17 protein-coding genes and 2 pseudogenes are annotated in these 17,788 nt (G+C 64.9%); 6 read left to right on the forward strand and 13 right to left on the reverse strand.

What is annotated here, in order from left to right; translation table 11 throughout:
- From ACIRRA_RS43710 to ACIRRA_RS43725, 4 genes and pseudogenes are all read right to left on the reverse strand, one after another.
- The coding region (locus ACIRRA_RS43710) for a helix-turn-helix domain-containing protein (protein WP_402781338.1) at nucleotides 1-224 on the reverse strand (224 nt) is incomplete at its 3' end.
- 9 nt (nucleotides 225-233) lie between these two features.
- A pseudogene (locus tag ACIRRA_RS43715) lies at nucleotides 234-284 on the reverse strand (hypothetical protein); the annotation flags it as partial.
- Nucleotides 285-500: 216 nt separating this feature from the next.
- Nucleotides 501-1,100 (reverse strand): TetR/AcrR family transcriptional regulator, encoded by a 600-nt coding sequence (locus ACIRRA_RS43720; protein ID WP_402781293.1) that lies wholly within the window; start codon nucleotides 1,098-1,100, stop codon nucleotides 501-503.
- Nucleotides 1,093-1,896: an alpha/beta fold hydrolase gene (locus ACIRRA_RS43725; RefSeq protein WP_402781296.1), complete on the reverse strand. Its 804-nt coding sequence runs from the start codon at nucleotides 1,894-1,896 to the stop codon at nucleotides 1,093-1,095. The genes ACIRRA_RS43720 and ACIRRA_RS43725 overlap by 8 nt, the downstream gene beginning before the upstream one ends.
- Before the next feature lie 419 nt (nucleotides 1,897-2,315).
- Between ACIRRA_RS43725 and ACIRRA_RS43730 the strand changes: the two genes are divergently transcribed.
- Nucleotides 2,316-2,936, forward strand: a complete 621-nt coding sequence (locus ACIRRA_RS43730; RefSeq protein ID WP_402781299.1) for a TetR/AcrR family transcriptional regulator — start codon at nucleotides 2,316-2,318, stop codon at nucleotides 2,934-2,936.
- A 285-nt stretch (nucleotides 2,937-3,221) separates the two neighbouring features.
- On the opposite strand, the gene ACIRRA_RS43735 is transcribed toward ACIRRA_RS43730, so the two are convergent.
- Nucleotides 3,222-4,757 (reverse strand): MDR family MFS transporter, encoded by a 1,536-nt coding sequence (locus ACIRRA_RS43735; protein WP_402781302.1) that lies wholly within the window; start codon nucleotides 4,755-4,757, stop codon nucleotides 3,222-3,224.
- Between the two features lie 93 nt (nucleotides 4,758-4,850).
- On the opposite strand from ACIRRA_RS43735, the gene ACIRRA_RS43740 reads away from it, so the two are divergent.
- On the forward strand, nucleotides 4,851-5,573 hold the full coding sequence (locus ACIRRA_RS43740; protein WP_402781304.1) for a TetR/AcrR family transcriptional regulator: 723 nt from the start codon (nucleotides 4,851-4,853) through the stop codon (nucleotides 5,571-5,573).
- Between the two features lie 194 nt (nucleotides 5,574-5,767).
- On the opposite strand, the gene ACIRRA_RS43745 is transcribed toward ACIRRA_RS43740, so the two are convergent.
- Nucleotides 5,768-6,751 carry an alpha/beta fold hydrolase gene (locus ACIRRA_RS43745; RefSeq protein ID WP_402781307.1) on the reverse strand — a complete coding sequence of 328 codons (984 nt, stop codon included), beginning with the start codon at nucleotides 6,749-6,751 and terminating at the stop codon, nucleotides 5,768-5,770.
- Nucleotides 6,752-6,892: 141 nt separating this feature from the next.
- Nucleotides 6,893-7,786, reverse strand: coding sequence for an alpha/beta fold hydrolase (locus ACIRRA_RS43750; protein ID WP_402781310.1), 894 nt, complete (start codon nucleotides 7,784-7,786; stop codon nucleotides 6,893-6,895).
- Between the two features lie 96 nt (nucleotides 7,787-7,882).
- Between ACIRRA_RS43750 and ACIRRA_RS43755 the strand changes: the two genes are divergently transcribed.
- Nucleotides 7,883-8,530, forward strand: coding sequence for a TetR/AcrR family transcriptional regulator (locus ACIRRA_RS43755; protein ID WP_402781313.1), 648 nt, complete (start codon nucleotides 7,883-7,885; stop codon nucleotides 8,528-8,530).
- A gap of 152 nt (nucleotides 8,531-8,682) precedes the next feature.
- Here ACIRRA_RS43755 and ACIRRA_RS43760 read toward each other — a convergent pair whose 3' ends face one another.
- Together ACIRRA_RS43760 and ACIRRA_RS43765 are read right to left on the reverse strand one after the other, a co-directional pair.
- Nucleotides 8,683-9,024: a VOC family protein gene (locus tag ACIRRA_RS43760; RefSeq protein WP_402781315.1), complete on the reverse strand. Its 342-nt coding sequence runs from the start codon at nucleotides 9,022-9,024 to the stop codon at nucleotides 8,683-8,685.
- Nucleotides 9,025-9,438: 414 nt separating this feature from the next.
- Nucleotides 9,439-12,694 (reverse strand): annotated as a pseudogene (locus ACIRRA_RS43765) (protein kinase).
- 577 nt (nucleotides 12,695-13,271) lie between these two features.
- On the opposite strand from ACIRRA_RS43765, the gene ACIRRA_RS43770 reads away from it, so the two are divergent.
- Complete coding sequence (locus tag ACIRRA_RS43770) at nucleotides 13,272-13,565, forward strand: nitroreductase/quinone reductase family protein (RefSeq protein WP_402781318.1); 294 nt, start codon at nucleotides 13,272-13,274, stop codon at nucleotides 13,563-13,565.
- A gap of 137 nt (nucleotides 13,566-13,702) precedes the next feature.
- On the opposite strand, the gene ACIRRA_RS43775 is transcribed toward ACIRRA_RS43770, so the two are convergent.
- Both ACIRRA_RS43775 and ACIRRA_RS43780 read right to left on the reverse strand, forming a co-directional pair.
- A complete protein-coding gene (locus tag ACIRRA_RS43775; RefSeq protein WP_402781321.1) occupies nucleotides 13,703-14,632 on the reverse strand; it encodes a MaoC family dehydratase N-terminal domain-containing protein in 930 nt (309 codons plus the stop codon).
- Between the two features lie 11 nt (nucleotides 14,633-14,643).
- A complete protein-coding gene (locus ACIRRA_RS43780) occupies nucleotides 14,644-14,748 on the reverse strand; it encodes a zinc-binding dehydrogenase (RefSeq protein WP_402781324.1) in 105 nt (34 codons plus the stop codon).
- 183 nt (nucleotides 14,749-14,931) lie between these two features.
- Between ACIRRA_RS43780 and ACIRRA_RS43785 the strand changes: the two genes are divergently transcribed.
- The gene (locus ACIRRA_RS43785) at nucleotides 14,932-15,201 is read left to right on the forward strand and encodes a hypothetical protein (protein ID WP_402781327.1); all 270 of its coding nucleotides are present in this window, start codon (nucleotides 14,932-14,934) and stop codon (nucleotides 15,199-15,201) included.
- Nucleotides 15,202-15,695: 494 nt separating this feature from the next.
- On the opposite strand, the gene ACIRRA_RS43790 is transcribed toward ACIRRA_RS43785, so the two are convergent.
- Nucleotides 15,696-16,583: an LLM class flavin-dependent oxidoreductase gene (locus ACIRRA_RS43790; RefSeq protein WP_402781330.1), complete on the reverse strand. Its 888-nt coding sequence runs from the start codon at nucleotides 16,581-16,583 to the stop codon at nucleotides 15,696-15,698.
- A gap of 243 nt (nucleotides 16,584-16,826) precedes the next feature.
- On the opposite strand from ACIRRA_RS43790, the gene ACIRRA_RS43795 reads away from it, so the two are divergent.
- On the forward strand, nucleotides 16,827-17,201 hold the full coding sequence (locus ACIRRA_RS43795) for a hypothetical protein (RefSeq protein ID WP_402781333.1): 375 nt from the start codon (nucleotides 16,827-16,829) through the stop codon (nucleotides 17,199-17,201).
- A 146-nt stretch (nucleotides 17,202-17,347) separates the two neighbouring features.
- Here ACIRRA_RS43795 and ACIRRA_RS43800 read toward each other — a convergent pair whose 3' ends face one another.
- Nucleotides 17,348-17,635 carry a hypothetical protein gene (locus ACIRRA_RS43800; protein ID WP_402781335.1) on the reverse strand — a complete coding sequence of 96 codons (288 nt, stop codon included), beginning with the start codon at nucleotides 17,633-17,635 and terminating at the stop codon, nucleotides 17,348-17,350.
- Nucleotides 17,636-17,788 lie beyond the last annotated feature (153 nt).

Consider the following 17,788-nt stretch of genomic DNA (forward strand, 5'->3'; position numbering starts at 1 on the left):
CACGCCTCCATTTTCGCTGCGGCAGAAGACAGATGCCGGTAGATGGTGGGGCGGGTGACGCCGAACTCGGTGGCGATCTGCTCGACGGTGTAGCGGCGCTTGCCACGCTCGTCGTACATCTGCCGCGCCAGATCCACCTGCCGGGGGCCGAGTTTGGGTTTCTGCCCGCCGGTGCGCCCGCGGGCGCGGGCGGCAGCCAGGCCGTCGCGGGTGCGTTCGCTCATCAGGGCGTGCTCGAATTCGGCTATCGTGCAGAGGATCTGGAAGAACATGCGGGCGCTGACGCTGCTGTTCGCAGCTGGAGGCTGGCTTGCCGTGGTGAGGTATGCCTTGGCTTGGTGAAAGACGCCGCCTCATGTCACGTGGACGCCGGAATCGCACTTCTAACCGGCCATGTCTGGATCCTCCAGGTGTGGCTGCTGTCCGCCTCTGCCAACGCCCTGTAATGCCGACGAGCGTGCGATCGAGGGTTCTGGGACTTGGCGATCGGAGGGTGCTGTCTATCGGTCTGAAGGAGTGATCATTGCTGGATATCCAGCCTTCCAATCGCGGAGGGTGGTATCGATCGCGGTGGTGAGTCGTTCGAAGCTGATGTCGATTGGGCGGGGCATCGCGAATCCTCGTGCAAGTTCCAGGGATACGAATCCGTGCAGGGTGCTGCGCAGGTACCGGGCGGCATCGATGGCGTCGTCACCTTGGATGTCATAGCCGAGGAAGATCTCGTAGAGAATGGAAAGGACTTCCTGTACTGCTGTTGCGGCGTCATCGTCGTTTGGTTTTGGTGCGCGCAGGATCGCTTCGTAGCAGCCTGGGTGGGACAGGGCCATGGCCCGGTATGCGTGTGCTGCCGCGTGCAGGGCATCCGAGCCGGATTTTCCGGTCGCGGCCTTGCGCAGGGTGCTGCCGAGTTCGTGGAACATCCGCAGGGCCAGCAGTCGTTGCAGTTCGTCCAAGCCGTTGATGTGCTTGTACAGGCTCGGTTGCGCGACGCCGAATCGTTTGGCCAGTTCGGTGAGAGTGACTCGATGGAAGCCAACCTCGTCGGCGAGCCGGATCGCCTCGGAAACGACTGCCTCCGTTGATAAGCCGATCCTAGGCATGGGTGACCTGGCTGATCAGTCGGCCGATGGCGGCGGCGGTGACCTCAGGGGCCTGTGCCTGTGGGAAGTGTCCGGTCTCGGGAATCATCACCACCTCCGCTCGTAGTTGACGGCCGATCCACTCGGCTTCGGCGGTCGGGTTTTTCCAGTCCACATCTGCGTCGCCCATAACGACGACTGCCGGTGCTTGTACCGAGGTCAGTCGTTGTTCGGCGGGAGCGTGTGATGTGCGGCCGGTGCGTACGAAGGCTGCCCAGTGGCCGGAGCGCGTCAGATTTTCACGCACTCGGGTCTTGTGTTCCTCGTAGCCGTCGGGCTTCTTGCCGGGTAGCCATTTCGGGTAGTAGGCCATGAACACTATTGCACCCCAAGGTTTCACGAACAGAACGCGCATCAGAAGTCGCTGAAGCGGGCTGCCGTGGTCGCGGACCATCGGGCCCAATAACGCTAGACCGCGTACCTTCTCCGGTGCGTCGGCCGCGGCGATGACGCTGGCCCCCGCCCCCATGGAGTTTCCGACGAGGAAGGCTGGTTCACCCAGTTCGTCGACGAGCGCCAGGATGTCCTCGGCAAGCGCGGCATCGTCATATGCGCCGAAGGTGGCATCGCTGTCGCCGTGCCCGCGGATATCCATTATCGCCACCCGGCACCCGCGCTCGACCAGTAGAGGTGTCAGATGCCGGTAACTCTGGCGAAGTTCGCCCCAGCCGTGTGTGCAGATCACCAACGGCCCACTGGTGCCGATCAAGTCGTAGGCGATGCGCCCTTCGGCTCGCTGCAAGAAGCTATATCCCATAGCTTGAAAGCTATAGTCTCTAGCCTTGGGTCGCAAGAGGCGCCTTTGGAAGAGCTGACTACTACCAACCGAAGTGAGCTGTAATGGCGCATACCGCGCTGACCGAACCGGCCAGCGCGGGGCGCCGGCGGCCGGAACCTGGTGCGGTGCAGAACGTCCGCTACTGCCGAATTGCGTGTGTTCCGTGGGCGACCCCGACAGTGTGGCGAACGATCAGTCCTCAGGCGATCAACAGTGTCGCTCAGGTTAAATTGCGTCCATGGGATACAGTTACTCGGATGATCGGAGCTGTCCGAGGTCACTGCTGGGGGTAGGCGATGTCGTCTTTGTCAATCAATGCCATCGAGTTGCTGTGGGATGTGCCAAGGCAACCGGCTAGGGGACCGCGGCCTGCGTTGTCGCTGAACCAGGTCGTGGACGTGGCGATCAGGTTGGCCGACACGGACGGGCTGGCGAATCTGTCGATGAGCTCTCTTGCGCGGGAGCTCGGATGCTCCAAGATGGCCCTATACCGCTACATCCCAGGGCGTTCCGAACTCGTAGCGTTGATGACGAACGCTGCCATGGGCGCTCCACCGGCGGGGCATGTTCGATTTGCATCACCACAAGAATGCCGGAACCGCCTCGACCGCTTGGCCCTTGAACTCTTCCGCCGCTACATCGCCCATCCGTGGATGATTGCACCGATCAGCCATGCGCGAGTGCCTGGCCCGCAGGAGTTGGGTTGGCTCGAGAGCATCTTGGAGGCGCTCGGCGGCATCGGTGTGCATCCAACCCGGACCCGCGATGTGATGGCACTTCTCGACGGCCAGCTGCGGGGTCTGGCGAATCAGATGATCGCTGCGCAGAACATGGACGGATCGGAAAACAATCCCGTCGAGCAACTGACGCGAGCTCTTCCGGCCCAGACCTCTCAGTTCCCACGAGCGGTTGCATATTTGAGCGCACCTGAATGGGGTGCTGACAGGGAAGATGCATTGAGGTTCGGTGTCGAGTGTGTGCTCAACCACCTGGATCTACACCCACACCCGGAACGCTAGACCTGGACTCGCCGAAACAGCGACTCTGAGCCTTTCAGCGGCGACGCGAGCTGAACTCTGTTGCAGCGCAGGGCTATCGCGCCTGCGTATCCGCTATGCCGCATACCGCGCTGACCGAACCGGCCAGCGCGATATCTCTGAATGCATGTGGGGCTGTCGTTTTGGGACCGACCCCAGCACCACAACCCCGACCAGGCCGGAATACCTCAGAATTGCGACTCGCAGCGATGGGTGGCGGTGGTCTCGCACCGTCAAGTGGCGCCGGCGTGGACGAGAATCCGGGAGCTATTTCTCATTCGCTACCCCTGTGAGCTGATCGCGGGCCCGATTGTCGATAGCGTCGGCGTCGGTTTCGGGTGCGGTTGGAGCGGCTTCTGGTGAAGATTTCCGTGACAGCATTAGCGCGGGTGCGACGGCGACAGCGCCGATCGCGAGTGCCCACCAGTAGGTGTGGGTGAACGCGTGGGTCAAGACCTGGGTGAGTTCATCGGTTCGGACTGTTCTGGTGAACGCGTCGACACCGGGTGTCTGATGTTCGATGTCGCGTTGGATCAGTACCAGCAGCGCCGCGATACCGAACGAGCTGCCTGCGCGGAGGCCGACGTTGGTAGCGGTTGTGGCCGAAGGGATTTCGGAGTGTCGTAAGGTTTGGTAGCTGGTGCCCATCGCTGCGGGCATGATCATGCCGTGTCCGAGGCCGATCACGTACAGTGTTGCCACGACCAGGATGTCGCTGGTGCTGGGCCCGATCTGGGTGAGGCCGAGGATTCCGAGCAACACCACGGGCAGTCCGGTGAGGATCAGCAGGCGTGGGGAGTGCTTGTCGGCGAGTTTGCCGGTGATCAGCGTGGTCGCCATCGCGCCCAGCCCGAGGGGCGCGACCATCGCTCCCGAGCGCAGCGGGCTGTCGCCGTTGACGGTCTGGAAATACAGCGGCAGCAGCGCCATCAGACCGGACAAGATGCCGATATACAAGAACACCATCACGTTGACCGCGGCGAAGTTCCGATCCCGCAACAACCGGACATCGACCAGCGCTTCATCACCCCTGCGGGCCGCGTGCCGGACATAGCAGCCGACCAGCACGACTCCGGTCAGCACGCTGGCGATGACACGGATATCGGTCAGGCTCGTCCCGCTGCCCGCCTGCGAGGTGCCGTATACCAGCGCACCCAAACCGGGTGAGAGCAGCGCCAAGCCGAGGATGTCGAGCCTGATGTCGCGGTCGCGGACCGGATCACTGGGCAGCAGCCGGATCGCGGCGATGACCGCGATCGCGCACAGCGGAACGTTGATGTAGAACATCCACCGCCATGACAGGTGGCCGAGGATCAGGCCACCGACTGTCGGGCCGAGTACCGGGGCGAGCATCGCGGGCACCGCGACCGCGCTCATGACGCGCCCCATCCGGTCGGGCCCGGCGGCGCGGGCGAGCATCGTCTGCCCGATCGGCAGGATCATGCCGGCGCCGAAGCCTTGCAGCAGCCGGAACATGATGAGCGCGGTGATGTTCCAGGCCATTGCGCACAGCATCGATCCGGTGATGAACAGCAGCAGCGAGACGATCCACATCGTTTTCGGGCCGAACCGCACGATCGCCCATCCCGAGAGTGGGATGCTGGCCGACAGCGCCAGGGTGTATCCGGTCAGCACCCATTGGATCGCTGTGAGCGACGTATGGAACTGAGCGCCAAGGGTGTTCACGGCCACGCTGGTGATCGTGGTGTCCAGGATCGTCATGATCGCGCCGAGGACCACCACGATCACGAGTTTGCGCAGGGCCGGGTCGAACTCGGTCGATGCCGTTCGAGGTTGTGTCATTGCGTGATTCCCCACTATCGTTATCGATACAGTGTATCGATAACGATACGCTGTATTGTCAAGCCGTACGGTGTACCGGGTAGACTGCGGGTCGTGGACCTGCACGATTCCGGCGAAGCCACGCGCTCCTCCGGTACCCCGATCTGGGCACGAGAGACCCCACGACGTCGTCCCGCGGTGACCAGAGACGACATCGTCACCGCGGCAATGGAACTCGCCAACGAGCAGGGGCTCGACGCCGTGTCGATGCGCCGGGTCGCGTCGCGTCTGGGCATTGGACCGATGGCGCTCTACACGCACATCGACAGCAAGGATGATCTGCTCGACCTGCTGGCCGACGCACTGGCAGGCGAGATCGTCCTCGATGATGACGAGCTCACCTCCGACTGGCGCGAATCGATCACACGAGTGGCCCGCCGCGAACGCGCCATGATCAAACAACATCCCTGGGCCATCCAGCTGTGGGGCAAACGACGCACGATCGGGCCAAAAGCTCTCCTGCACATCGAACAATCACTCAAAGCGCTTGATGGACTGAACATCTCGCCTGCAGAAGCGATGCAGATCGTGAAAGCGGTTGACCAATACACCAGCGGATTCGTCCTGCGCGAAGTCCTGACCTACTCAGAAGAGGCAATCGGGCTCGGCACACCCACCGGCGCCTACCTTCGCGACACGGCCACCTCCGCCGGCCACCAACGGCTGATGAAGCTTCTCCAGCACAACCCATCCCAGCTGCCCAGCAACGACGAGAGCTTCGAGCAGGGACTGCGCTGGCTACTGGAAGGCGTCGCGCGCGACATCACCGGACCGTAGTCCGCAGTCGTATCGGAAACGAAGGCATCCGGACAACCCGCCTGGCTTATGTCGCAGGTGAGCAGCCGGCGCCGGGTGCCGTCGACTGACAGCTCGGGTTCGAGCCGTATCGAACGCACGATAATGCCGCTGACCGCGCTGACTGAACCGGCCAGCGCGGGTCATCGGAGGATCAACCGGATGATCTATCGAGGCTAGTGCGGCGGTTTGTCATTCGACCGAGTGAACTCCAGGATCATCTTGGTGAGCAACTCGGGCTGGTCCTCGGGGCTGGCAGTGTAGGAGTCTTCGATCCAGCGCAGCGTCGCATTGGGCAGGTCCGCGGCGAGCCGCTCGGGATAACGCATCGGGAACAGCTTGTCTTCACGCGCCCAGGCGAGCAGCACCGGCACGTCGATGTTCGCGTATCTGGTGGCCGCGTCGAGGGTGTGCCTGCGGTTGGCGGTTTTCAGGAATCGGCGCAGATCCTTGCGAATGGCGGCCGAATTTCGGCTCGGCAGCAGGTAGCTGTCGACGATCTCGAAGGGCACCTGGTGTTTAGCCACCCAGCCCAGCGCCACCGGCAACGGATGCAGTGCGCGGATGCGCAGCAACTCGGTCAGCGGCCGGATCGACCCTGGGATCTTTGCCAGCGGTGGCAGGACGTTGAACGGCGGCGGCAGGAACCGTTCGTAGCAATCCACCGAGGCGAGCACGACCCGGCCGATCCGTTCGGTGCTGCGGCTGAGCATGATCTGGGCGATGGCGCCGCCGGTGTCATTGGCCACCAGGGTCACATCATGAAGGTCGAGCTGGGCCAGGAAGGCCGCCATCGTGTCGGCCAGGCTGGTTGGCGTCAGATCGGCATCGGGCACCGGAATCGAATGCGCTCCCAACGGCCAGTCCGGCGTCAGGCAGCGATAGCCCACCGCAGCGATGTCCGGTACCACTTTGCGCCACAGGTTCGCGTTGACCAGCAATCCGTGCACGAACACCACCGGCGCTCCGGATCCGTTCTCGTAGTATCGAATTCGGCCGCCGGGCAGCTCGATCTCGTGCGACTGACCTAGAGATTCGCTCAATGCCATGATTTCCCCCGGGGCTCTGTGTCGGTGAACGGTATGGGTGTGATCAAGGAAGATCGCGCCCCACAGGTTGACGTTGGTGCGTACGCACCAACGGTTGAAGATCCGGCCCACGGAAACCCGCTGCGGGCCAGGGTGTCTTGTGAACGATCGCTTCGCTTCAAGGATCACTGCCAATGAGGCGTGAACGCTTCGCTGCCCGACCGCTGCGGGCATATGAGGCGGGCCAGGCCACTTCATATGCCCGGTCAGGCCCTATCGCGTGCGGTTCGCCCGGACTGGATCATGGCTGTCGACGAAGCTCAGGAACCGCGGAATCACCTGCTCAGGATTCGCCCATAGCAGGTCGTGCCCGACACCGGGATAGATTTGAACCTCGGCCGACGGGATCTGATTGCGGGCGCGGGGCGCGACGACTTCCAGATCGTTTACCACGGTCTCGACACCGAAGAGCACCAGGGTCGGTGCGGTGATGGCCGCCAGCTGAGCGTCGGTGAACGGGCGATCCCATGGCGTCGCCATCCGGAACTTCATGGTCGCCATCGCGCCGGCGAACTCCTCGTCGGTGGGCTCGTAACCGGGCATCAACCACTTGTTGAACTTCCGCATCCGTTCGGGGGTGGGCCGCATTCCCATCATGAGGAACTTGAACAGCAGGCTCCAGCGCGGCCTGGCGAAGGTCGCCGCGCTCGGCTCCAGCAGGGTCAGACTCGCCAGTCGATCGGAGTGATACACCGCGATCGCTCCGGCCAGCCAGGCGCCCAAGGAATTACCCGCCAAATGAACGCGATCCTCACCGATCCCGTCGAGGACATCATTCATCCACGACGCGATGTCCTCCGCGTCGCGCAACGGCGCGGTCTGCACGCACCGCCCCGCCCATCCCATGACATCCGGTGTGTATACGACGTGGTCTCGTGCCAGATCCTCGATGAGCCGCGACCACACCATGCCATTGCCGCCGATGCCGGGCAGCAACACGATCGGTGCGCCTTCCCTATTCCCGGACTTGCGCACCCGTGTCGTCCCGAACGAGGTTTCGACGTCGATATCAGTCGACGGCACCGGCCATTTCGCGGCGATGGCGTCGTAGATGTCGAGGAAGGCTGTCTTCGCTTCCTCGCTGGTGAATCGCCCGATCTTCGGCATCTTCCCTCCCTTTACTGAGTCTTTACGGTATGACCGTATCACGTATTACGGTATGTGCGTACCACGTAAGCGGATACGTGCGTACCAACTAGGCTTATGGGTCTGCGACTCGACGAAAGGGAGGCGGCAGGACTCGTGCCACGACTGGTCGACCATGAGCAGCGGCGACGGCAGATCACCGACGCCGTGCGACGCGTGATCGTCGGCGGCGGACTGGAGGCGGTGACCTTTCAAACTGTCGCTGCCGAGGCTGGAATCTCGGTGAGGCTCGTGCAGTACTACTTCGGAACCAAGAGGGACTTTCTCCTGGCCACCCACCGCTCGGTGATGGAGGACGCCGGAGCTCGATTCATGCAACGGTGGACTGCACTCGGAGCGGACGCCACAGCCCGCGAAGCCATCCGCGCAGTGTTGACCGAGCTGCTTCCGTTGGATGACCAACGCCGCGAAGAAGTGATCGTGCTCGGAGTATTCGCTTGGGCGGCGATCGGCGGCCAAGGCATCACCGCCGAGGAAACTTTCGCTGCGCCACGGGCTTTGGTCACGATCGTCGCTGACCAACTCCGACGAGCCCAGCCCCACGACTCATCCGGCCCCGGCGACCCCGACCGCGACGCCGAGATCATCGCCATGGCAACCGGTGGACTCGCCCACGGCCTGCTCCAGGGGTACGGCACCGCAGAGTCCGCGCTCGGATTGGTCGAGCATCTCCTCGACCGCATCCTAGGCGCCGAGGTCGGCTAAAGGGACTCGTGCTGGGGGGTTCCTTTGAGATTCAACACTAGTTCGGCCACCCTCCGGCCGATTGACAGGTAGGCAGTGAACGCACTGTTCTGCCGCATTGCGGGTCGCCCAGCGCCGACGGCCGAACCACATGGAGAACGGCACGCTCAACCTCACACGGTCGGGCCGTCGGGCCGACTCGCGATCTGATAGACGTTGCCGAAGGAGTCGCGGACCATCGCTCGGCGGTCACCATACGGCGTGTCGAACGGTGCTTCCAAGCTGACCGCGCCCGCAGTCAGCGCCCGCTGATAGGTGGCGGCGACGTCATCGACGTAGATGTACAGAAAGGCTGGAAACGCCTCGCGCTCGCCAGATCCCGACACCATGACCAGCGAGTCGCCGATGCGGACATCGGTCGGTCGATTCGCCTCGACGACGCCGACAGCACCGAATACCTTCCGCAGGAACCCGACCGCTGCAAGTTGGTCATCGACCACCATGCGCGGTGTCACCGAATGAAACCCTGGCGGAAGCGCAGCGCCGGTAGACATGCAGAGAGTCTCGCATGCAAACACGAGTCAGGACACAAGGCCAACAGAACACATTCATCGCACTCGAGGGGTCCGAACCCTGAAACCGTGCGAAGGCACGCAAATGCCGCATAACGCGCTGATCGAACCGGCCAGCGCGGGGTGCCGGCGGCCGGAACCTGTTGCGGTGCAGAACGTCCGCTTCTGCCGATCGGAAAGCCGTGCTTGACACGGCGGAACCGCGGCACCGAGCCGGGCAGTGGTAGCGGGCAGGCGGGGCCTGCCCGCTAAGTCCACGCGCCCCCACCCCACCCCTCCGCAAACATCCTGTAATGCCGAGTGCAGCGTGTCTTGTTGGTCTGGTGAACCCGGTGCGCCTGGGCAGCGGGCACGCGATCAGCTCTCGTGCCGGGCCGCGTCCACGATCCACGCCGCGACCTGGGCGCGAGAGGTGTACCCGAGCTTGGTCAGTATGTGCTCGACGTGGGCATCTGCGGTGCGCTGGGAGATCACCAGCCGGGATGCTATCTGCTTGTTGGTGAGCCCTTCGGCGACCAGGTCCGCCACCTGGCGTTCACGTTTGGTCAATGTCGCCGGGCCGACGGGTGGTGTGTCGGCCGGTTGTTCTTCGTTCAGCGCGTAGGCGACCGCGGCGTTGATTTCCATTGCCTGGCCGCGTCGCCACGCTGCATCGAAGCGCGCTTCACCGAGCGCGCGACGCACGACACGTTCGCAGTCGAGGTGGGCCTCGACCATCTGCGGAAAGTAGACCACTGCGCCGGGGGCGGTCCGCATCAGATTTGCCGCAGCGCCCATCAGCACGGCGGCTGGCTGGGCGTCGGTGCCGGCCGCGATCCACGCCAGCACTTCGAGATCGGCCGCAGCGACGATAGGGCTGCGCATGCGCTGGTTGAGCCGCAGCGATTCCCGCAGCAAATCCTGTGCGCGGGAGCTCTCACCCTGCAGCCACGCCGCGATCGCGGTCCCCCACAGCGCGGTCGAGCGGAAGAAGTACTCGCCGCACGCCTCGGTGATGGACAGGATCCGCTGATAGCACTCGAGAGCCGGTCCGGTGTCGCCCTGCTGCGCGTACGCCACACCGAGCAGCACCAACGCTGCAACGTGCAGAGATCCTCGCGGGTCGGCGCTCAGCACTTCGATGGCTCGATTGATACACGACACCGCGCGCGCAGGCTCCTCAAGGTAGAGAGCCAGATTCCCCTCCGCATAGGCGATCAGCGCCTGATTGATGGGCGTGGGATCGCGCTCGGTGAGCGCACGCGCCTGCGCGAGCAGGGTGGTCGCTGTCTGGAGGTCCCATTGCCGCGTGGCCATGAAGATGCTGGCGTGCAGCGCCCGGATCTGGTCGGTTGTCGAACGTGCGCAGGGATGGGCCAGGGCGCGATCGAGCCAGCGGCGGCCTTCACCGAACAAGCCACGGAAACTCCAGAACACGAAGGAGGCGGCGGTGATGCGCAGCCCCGCTTCGGCTGACTGCTCGGTCGGGTCGGACATGCAGAATTCGAGCACTGCACGGAAGTTCCTCCGCTCGCGGTCGAGTCGGGCCATCCAGTCGAATTGCCGGTCGCTGATCCAGTCGGCCTCGGCATCGAGCACCAGCTGTCGGTAGAAGTCCCGGTGCCGACGCTGCAGATCCTCGTCAGCACCGGCCTCGCGCAGCTTGTCCTGCCCGTAATCGCGTACGGTGTCGAGCATCCGGAAGCGGACCACGCCCTCGGGTTCTTCCCTGATCACCACCGATTTGTCGACCAGCCCCGCCAACACATCGAGCAGCTCTGACACCTCGGTATCGGCGCCGCACACCGCCTCGACGGCGTCGAGTTCGAAACCACCGGCGAACACCGACAACCGGGCCCACAACTGCTGCTCGGCCGGGGTGCACAGCTGATAGCTCCAGTCGATGCACCACCGCAGGGCCTGTTGCCGTGTCGGCGCGGTGCGGTGGCCCCGGGTGAGCAGCGCGAACCGGTCGTTGAGCCGCTGCAGGATCTGCTCCGGCGACATGGTGCGCATCCGGGCCGCGGCGAGTTCGATCGCCAATGGCAACCCGTCCAATCGGGAACAGATCCCGGCCACCGCGGCCTTGTTCTCCTCGGTCAGCGTGAAGCCGGGAATGACCGCCGCCGCACGCTCGGCGAACAAGGTCACCGCGTCGTATCTCGGGAGCTCCCGCAGCGTCGGTTCACGATCGGCGGCGGGCACGGCCAGCGGCGACAGCCGCCGCACCGTTTCCCCCCCGATATCCAGTGGCTCCCGGCTGGTCGCGAGAATCCGCAACCCCGGGCACCCCGCCAATAACGTCTCGGCCAAGCTTGCCATCGACTCGGCAACCTGCTCGCAATTGTCGATGACGAGCAGGGTTTCACGGGATCGCAGAAACTCGACCAGCACGTCGTCGACCGGCCGGGCCGACTCGACCCGCACGCCCAGCGTGGCCGCGACGATGAAAGCCACCAGCGACGGATCACGTACGTCGGCCAGATCGATCGCCAACACCCCATCGGCGAAGCCGCGGCGTGCAGCCGAGGCCGCTCGCATCGCCAGTCGGGTCTTGCCCACGCCGCCCATCCCGGCCAGCGTCACCAGCCTCGACACGGTCAGCAGGTGCTTGAGCTCGGTCAGCTCGGCGCGCCTGTTGACGAAGCTGGTCAACTCGGGCAGCACGTTGCCGCCGCGTCCCACGGTTCGCGACGAAGCGGGCAGCCGCTGGTCGCGGGCGGCGTGTTCACTGGGCAGCGCCATCTCGCCAGCCTGGTAGCCGCAGCGTTGCTGCACCTGCCGGATGGCCTCGCCGAGTTCCGCTGCGGAGGGCCGCTGCCCGGGATCGCGGTGCATCGCCGATTCCACGAGCGTGGACACCTCGGCGGGGAAGCCGCTATCGCGCAGGTCGGGCACCGGCCCCCGGCTGATCCGTACAAATTGGGCCACCAGTTGCTCGCCGCTGCGCCGCTCATGGGCGGCATGCCCGGTCAGCGCGCAGAACATGGTGGCACCGAGCCCGTAGATATCGGCGGCGGGAGTCGGAGTGTGGCCCTCGAGCACCTCCGGCGCGGTGAACGCCGGCGACGCTGTCACAACGCCGGTAGCCGTTTCGAACCCGCCGGCGATGCGCGCGATTCCGAAGTCGGTCAGGGCAGGTTCACCGGAATCGGTGAGAAGAATATTGCCCGGCTTCACGTCGCGATGCACGATGCCCAGCCGGTGTGCGCTCTCTAGCGCCCCGGCGATCCTGATCCCGATCCGCAGCACCGCATCCACCGAAACGGGACCGTAGGCCTTGATCCACGCATCCAACGAACCTTGGGGGAAGTACGGCATGACCAGATAGGGTCGCCCATCGCCCATCGCCGAGCACGCCGATCTGCAGCACCGTGGCGATATTCGGATGCCCGGTCAGCTGGCCCATTGCCCGCTGCTCCCGCACGAATCGCGCCTGGTTGTCCTCGTCCAGCTCCGCAGTCAGCACCTTGACCGCCACTATGCGGTCCAGTTCCGCTTGCCGGCAGCGATAGACCGCGCCGAAGCCGCCGGAACCGATCTCTTCGATGTCCTCGAAGCCGACCGCACGCAACCCACCCGCTACCGTCATGCTCACGTCACGGCGGGCACGGTTCGCGGCGTCGTCGGTCATCAGCCGCGCGCAATCCTCGCGGTATGGGTGTGAGCACCGGACATGATCGGCTCACCTTTCGACGGCGCCCAGCCTATCGCCCATAGCGGGCGTATATCCAGCTATTCAACGGATGCGGCACGGCTATACACGGGTGCCTCCGCGCCGACCGCGAACACCGGGAAGCAATCCCATGGCGTCGATATCCGAGGCCCTCACCAGCGCCCTGATACATCGCCACTGTGACTGGCAGACGGCGCGGTGGCCACCGATGTCAGCATGGCCGTGTTCCGCACAGCGGCCCTTAAGGTCCTCAATTGCCGCATACCGCGCTGACCGAACCGGCCAGCGCGGGGCACCGGCGGCCAGAACCTGGTGCGGTGCAGAACGTCGGCTATTGCCGACTATCGAATATCGGTCGGCCGCGGGCGCACCAGCTCCCGATCGGCCAGGGCCCGTCCCGGCCGCGGGATCGCCCAGTCGATATCTGCGGGTCAGCGACATTGTCCAAGACCAGCAGCCACTCCGAATGGCTAGCCGGCCACCATAATCCCTGCTTGGTCGGATCCTCGGTCGCATGGTCGGAGCCTCGATCGCAATGTCACCGACTTCCTCGGTGTTGTCCAAGATCGAGCGAGCAGCGGCATACCGCTGGGAGTCCTCGGACCGATCGGGTGCCCACCGTTCTGCTACACACACCATCGGCTGCAAGTCCGGGCAGCGTCGCACCAGCCCGCTGGTCTACCTCCGCGACGGCGACCGCCTGGTGGTCCTGGGCAGCAACTTCGGGCAGGACCATCGCCCGGCGTGGACGTCGAAGCTGCTGGCGCTACCCGATGCCGCCAGGACAAGGAGATCCGGCGGCATCAGCCAGCCAGTGGTTGTGGACTGACCGATCCTGAGGCTACAGCTCAGCCCGTGGTGGTGCTGGCCGAGCTCGTCGCGTCCGGGTGGGCGTCGCCGAACAGCGGAAGCTGGTGACCCGAAGAGAGGGTTGTGCCGAAGCGCGGCCCCACGACCTGATCGAGGTCAGTCGACGCCCACCTCGGCCGTACCGTTGAACACCTGCACCCCATGCTGATTCGTGGTCCGGAGGGCCAGTTCAGCTACGGTGCGCCCCTTCGCGCCCTCCCGCAGGTCGACCACCTCGACCCGCGCGATGAGGGTGTCGCCTGGCCACACCTGCGAACCGAACCTGCCTCCGAACCCGAGGACGTTTGCGTGCCCAAATCGGTCGGTGATCGCGCGTCCTGTCATGCCCATCGTGAGCATGCCGTGCGCGAACACTCCCGAGTATCCACACTCGCGAGCGTAGACGTCGTCGCTGTGGAGGGGATGGAAGTCGCCGGAGGCGCCCGCGTACATGACGATGGCGGTCCGCGTGAGGTCCTCGACGAGGACCGTGGTCCAGGCGCTTCCGACCGCGAGATCGCCTGCGGCGGAGACATCCTCACGCACCTCCCGGACAGCGTGACCGGCATCCACGGCTCCGCCTTGCGCGGCCGGCAGCTTGTGCTCCACGAACGCCGATACCCACCGCGCAGTGGCGACGACGTCGCCGCCGGAATCCCGGTAGTCCGTGAGGATCTCGCTGAACGTGAGCGTCCCCGCGCGACGCCCGCTCTTCTCCCACGTCGCGCCGGGTCGCGCGTCTGCGGTCAGGGCGTCGCCAGCCCGCACCGGGCGGTGAAACGTGAAGTGCTGCTCCATGTGGAAGCCGGACGGCGCGGCGTTGCCGTCCCCGGACGGTCGCGATCCGATCCACGACGCACCCGGCCGCGGCCTGCGCGAGTACGTCGGGTCGAAGTGGTCCGCCGCCATGAGGAAGGTCGGCGGGGCCACCAGCGCGTCCGCGCCGGTCGCGGCCAGGCGACCGACGTCCTCGAACGCGGCATCGGTGTCTCCGATCGCACGCGCGAACTGCATGAGGTGGGAACCGTGCACGACGAACCCGTACATGTGACCTGCCTTCAGACGGAGAGGACGATCTTGCCGAAGAAGTCCGACATTTCCATGAGCTTGTGGGCGTGCGCAATGTCGTCGAGCGGATACACCCCGTGCACGACCGGGGTCATCGATCCGCCGAACCCGGCGCCCGAGCCAGACCCCGGCCGGGCTGGGGGTACCGCCGCGCCAGCGCCGTCAGGAACGTCCCTGACGGCACTGGCGCCGACGCCCGAAACCTGGTGCGGTACAGAACGTCCGCTATTAGCCGAGAAGCGTGCACCAAGCCGCCCCCGAAAACATGGTCGGTCACGATGGGTGTTGCGCTACCGTTTTCGCAGGCAACCATTTTGGACCGGGAGGCTCTCATGGCGTGGACATGGCGGTTCGAGAAGTCGGACGGCACCGAGATTGACCCTCCGGTTGAGCCCGAGGATTTCATGACGCAAGGTGATGCCGAGTCGTGGATGGGCGAGGAGTGGAGGACTTTGCTGGAGGGCGGAGTCGATCAGGTGAGGCTCTTCGAGGACGACGAGGAGATCTACGAGGCGCCGATGAGTTTGCATGCGGCGGCGGAGAGCTGACAAGACGGTCGACCGCAACCAACTCACCGACAACCGCGCCCGCTAGGACAGCAACCACATACGCGGATCGCGCGAATGAACTGCCGCATACCGCGCTGACCGAACCGGCCAGCGCGGGGCATCGGAAGATCGACGGGCAGAGTGTCGTATGGCCGGCGGCAGTGCTCGCTTCTGCTGATGTGAGATGAGTTGTGGTGCAGGCCATCCGGAGTGTTGTGAGGTATGCCTTAGCTTGGTGAAAGACGCCGCCTCATGTCACGTGGACGCCGGAATCGCACTTCTAACCGGCCATGTCTGGACCCTCCAGGTGTGGCTGCTAACCGCCTCTGCCAACGCCCTGTAATGCCGAATTGCGCATGTGCCCATCTGGACTCGTGTGGGTGGGTCCGCGCTCGACCGTACGATCTGCGGGTGTAGCTGGATCTGGCCGATCGCGGCCTGGCCGACCCCACCAGATCACTCGCAGAGTCGCACCATGTTCCGTTCCTCGAGTGTCAGGACCGTGCGGCCACCACCTCGGTCGCCACCTCGAGGAAGTTCAGATCGGTGACGGCCGGGACCAGGATGAACTCGTCGCACCCGGCCTGCTCCGCGCCGTCGAGAATGTCGGCGAGCACCTCGGGACTCGATGCCCGCGCCGAGGTGGCGACCATCTCGGCCAGCTTGGGTCCGAGGAATCCGAGGTAGCGAGCGGTGAAGGAGCGCAACGCTTCTGATGCGTCGGTGACGCCCAAGGCGGTGAAGCAGCCACTCACCTTGCGCGGGGTCGTCGCACGACCGGCCTCGGCCCAGCAGCGGTCGGCGAGCTCGCCCACTTTGGCGATTTCGTCGGCGTTGCCCGGGATGCTGAAGCCGGAGATGCCATCGGCCCACCGCGCCGCCCGGCGCATCGCCTTCGGACCCATCGCACCGGCGAGGATGATCGGGCCACTCGGCTGCACGCACGCCGGCCCGACCGGGTCCGCGCCCTCGAACGGTGGCTCGCCGTCGAGCAGTGCTTTCAGCTCGGCGACCTTGTCATCGAGCTGCTGGTGCCGTCCCGTGAAATCAGCGCCGAGAGCACGGTAGTCGTGCTCTCGAGCGCCGACGCCGACGGCTACCTCGAGGCGGCCGTTCGCGAGTTGGTCGAGCGTGCCGATCTGCTGGGCGACCATCGCCACCGGGTGCTGTGGAAGCACCCAGAGGTTCGCCAAGACCTGCACCCGCTCTGTCACCGCCGCGCAGGCACCCAGCGTCGCGACCATCTCCGGATTCGAGAACGTCACGCGCTCGCCCACCGAGACGCTCGAGAACGGGCCCGCGTCGATTCGCCGGGCCCAGTCGAGCGTCGTACCCGGTCCGTACCCGGGAGCCATCTGAGGAAGTGCGACACCGATCTTCATGTGGTGAGCCTCTCAGAGCCACCCGGCCCCCGTCAGGCGATCTCAATTCAGACAAGGGATAGCCACCAACCGGCTGAGCGCCACTCGGCCGCCAACAGTGCGCGCTCATGCCGATGTGCGTACGAGCCTGGCCGACCTCGCCGACCGAAATCGATCGGCGTCATCTCAGCACGAAACTCCGTGGCGACCGGGACAGGTCGACATGTAGCCTGACCTGTTCATTCGAACAGGAGGTTGACGAAAGTGGTGCGGAAGACTCCGCAGGAGAAGAAGGCTTTCAGCTACGCGAAGGACCGGCGCAACGACTACGGCGAGAACGACAAGAGTTCAAGGAAAGCCATTCACCAGAACAAACGTCTACCAAACCGCGCCGACCGGCGGCAGGGTCGCCAGATCATGGCAACTGCGATCGGTGCAGTCGAACCGGAGGTTGTCGACAGAGCGGAAACCACGATTCGTGCAACGAGATCGACATGGGCGAAACGGGGCTGGCGGAAACGGCCCGACACCCCTTTGGGCGATATCGTGATCCGAAAGCTGCGGCGGCAAGCTGCCCGGGGGATCGGGGCGGCGGACCTCGCGGCAGACATCGAACGCATCCACCGCAGCACACACTGATCGTTACTCGCGAACATCCTCTCCTGCCGCATACCGCGCTGACCGAACCGGCCGGCGGGGTGCAGGCAAAGATCAACTGGCCGTGCTGATTCGAGGTCAGTGATCCGGTCGCGATGCTAAATGACGCCGATGCTGCCGGTAGGCAGTCAATCGGAGTTCGCCTTGCGCTCGGCCAGTCGTGTCGTGAGCTGGTCGAGCACACGATCGGGGACCAGCCCGGAGATGTCGCCGCCGAGCCCCGCGACCTCTTTGATCAGCGACGAGGACAGGTGGCGGTACTCCGGATCGGCGGCCGCAAACCCGCGCCCAACTCCTCCGGCTACAACCTGCTGGCCGCCGCCGCGGATGCTGCCGCCGACACCGACCACTTCGATGTCGGACTCACCGCGATGCTCGACGGCTTCAGCCGTCATCTCGGCCCGGAAAATCCCCACGCCAGATAGCCGATTGTCGACTGCCCCAAGGAGATTCCCTCGATACAGATCTCGAACTGCCGCTCGCCGGTCTGTCGGTTTACGCCTTGCCGGCGCGGATGGACTCGAACACGTTGGGGTCCACCAGGGTTGAGGTGTCGCCGAGTTCGCGGC

Origin of the sequence: Nocardia sp. NPDC101769, from assembly GCF_044766925.1 — a bacterium.
Classification (GTDB): Bacteria; Actinomycetota; Actinomycetes; order Mycobacteriales; family Mycobacteriaceae; genus Nocardia.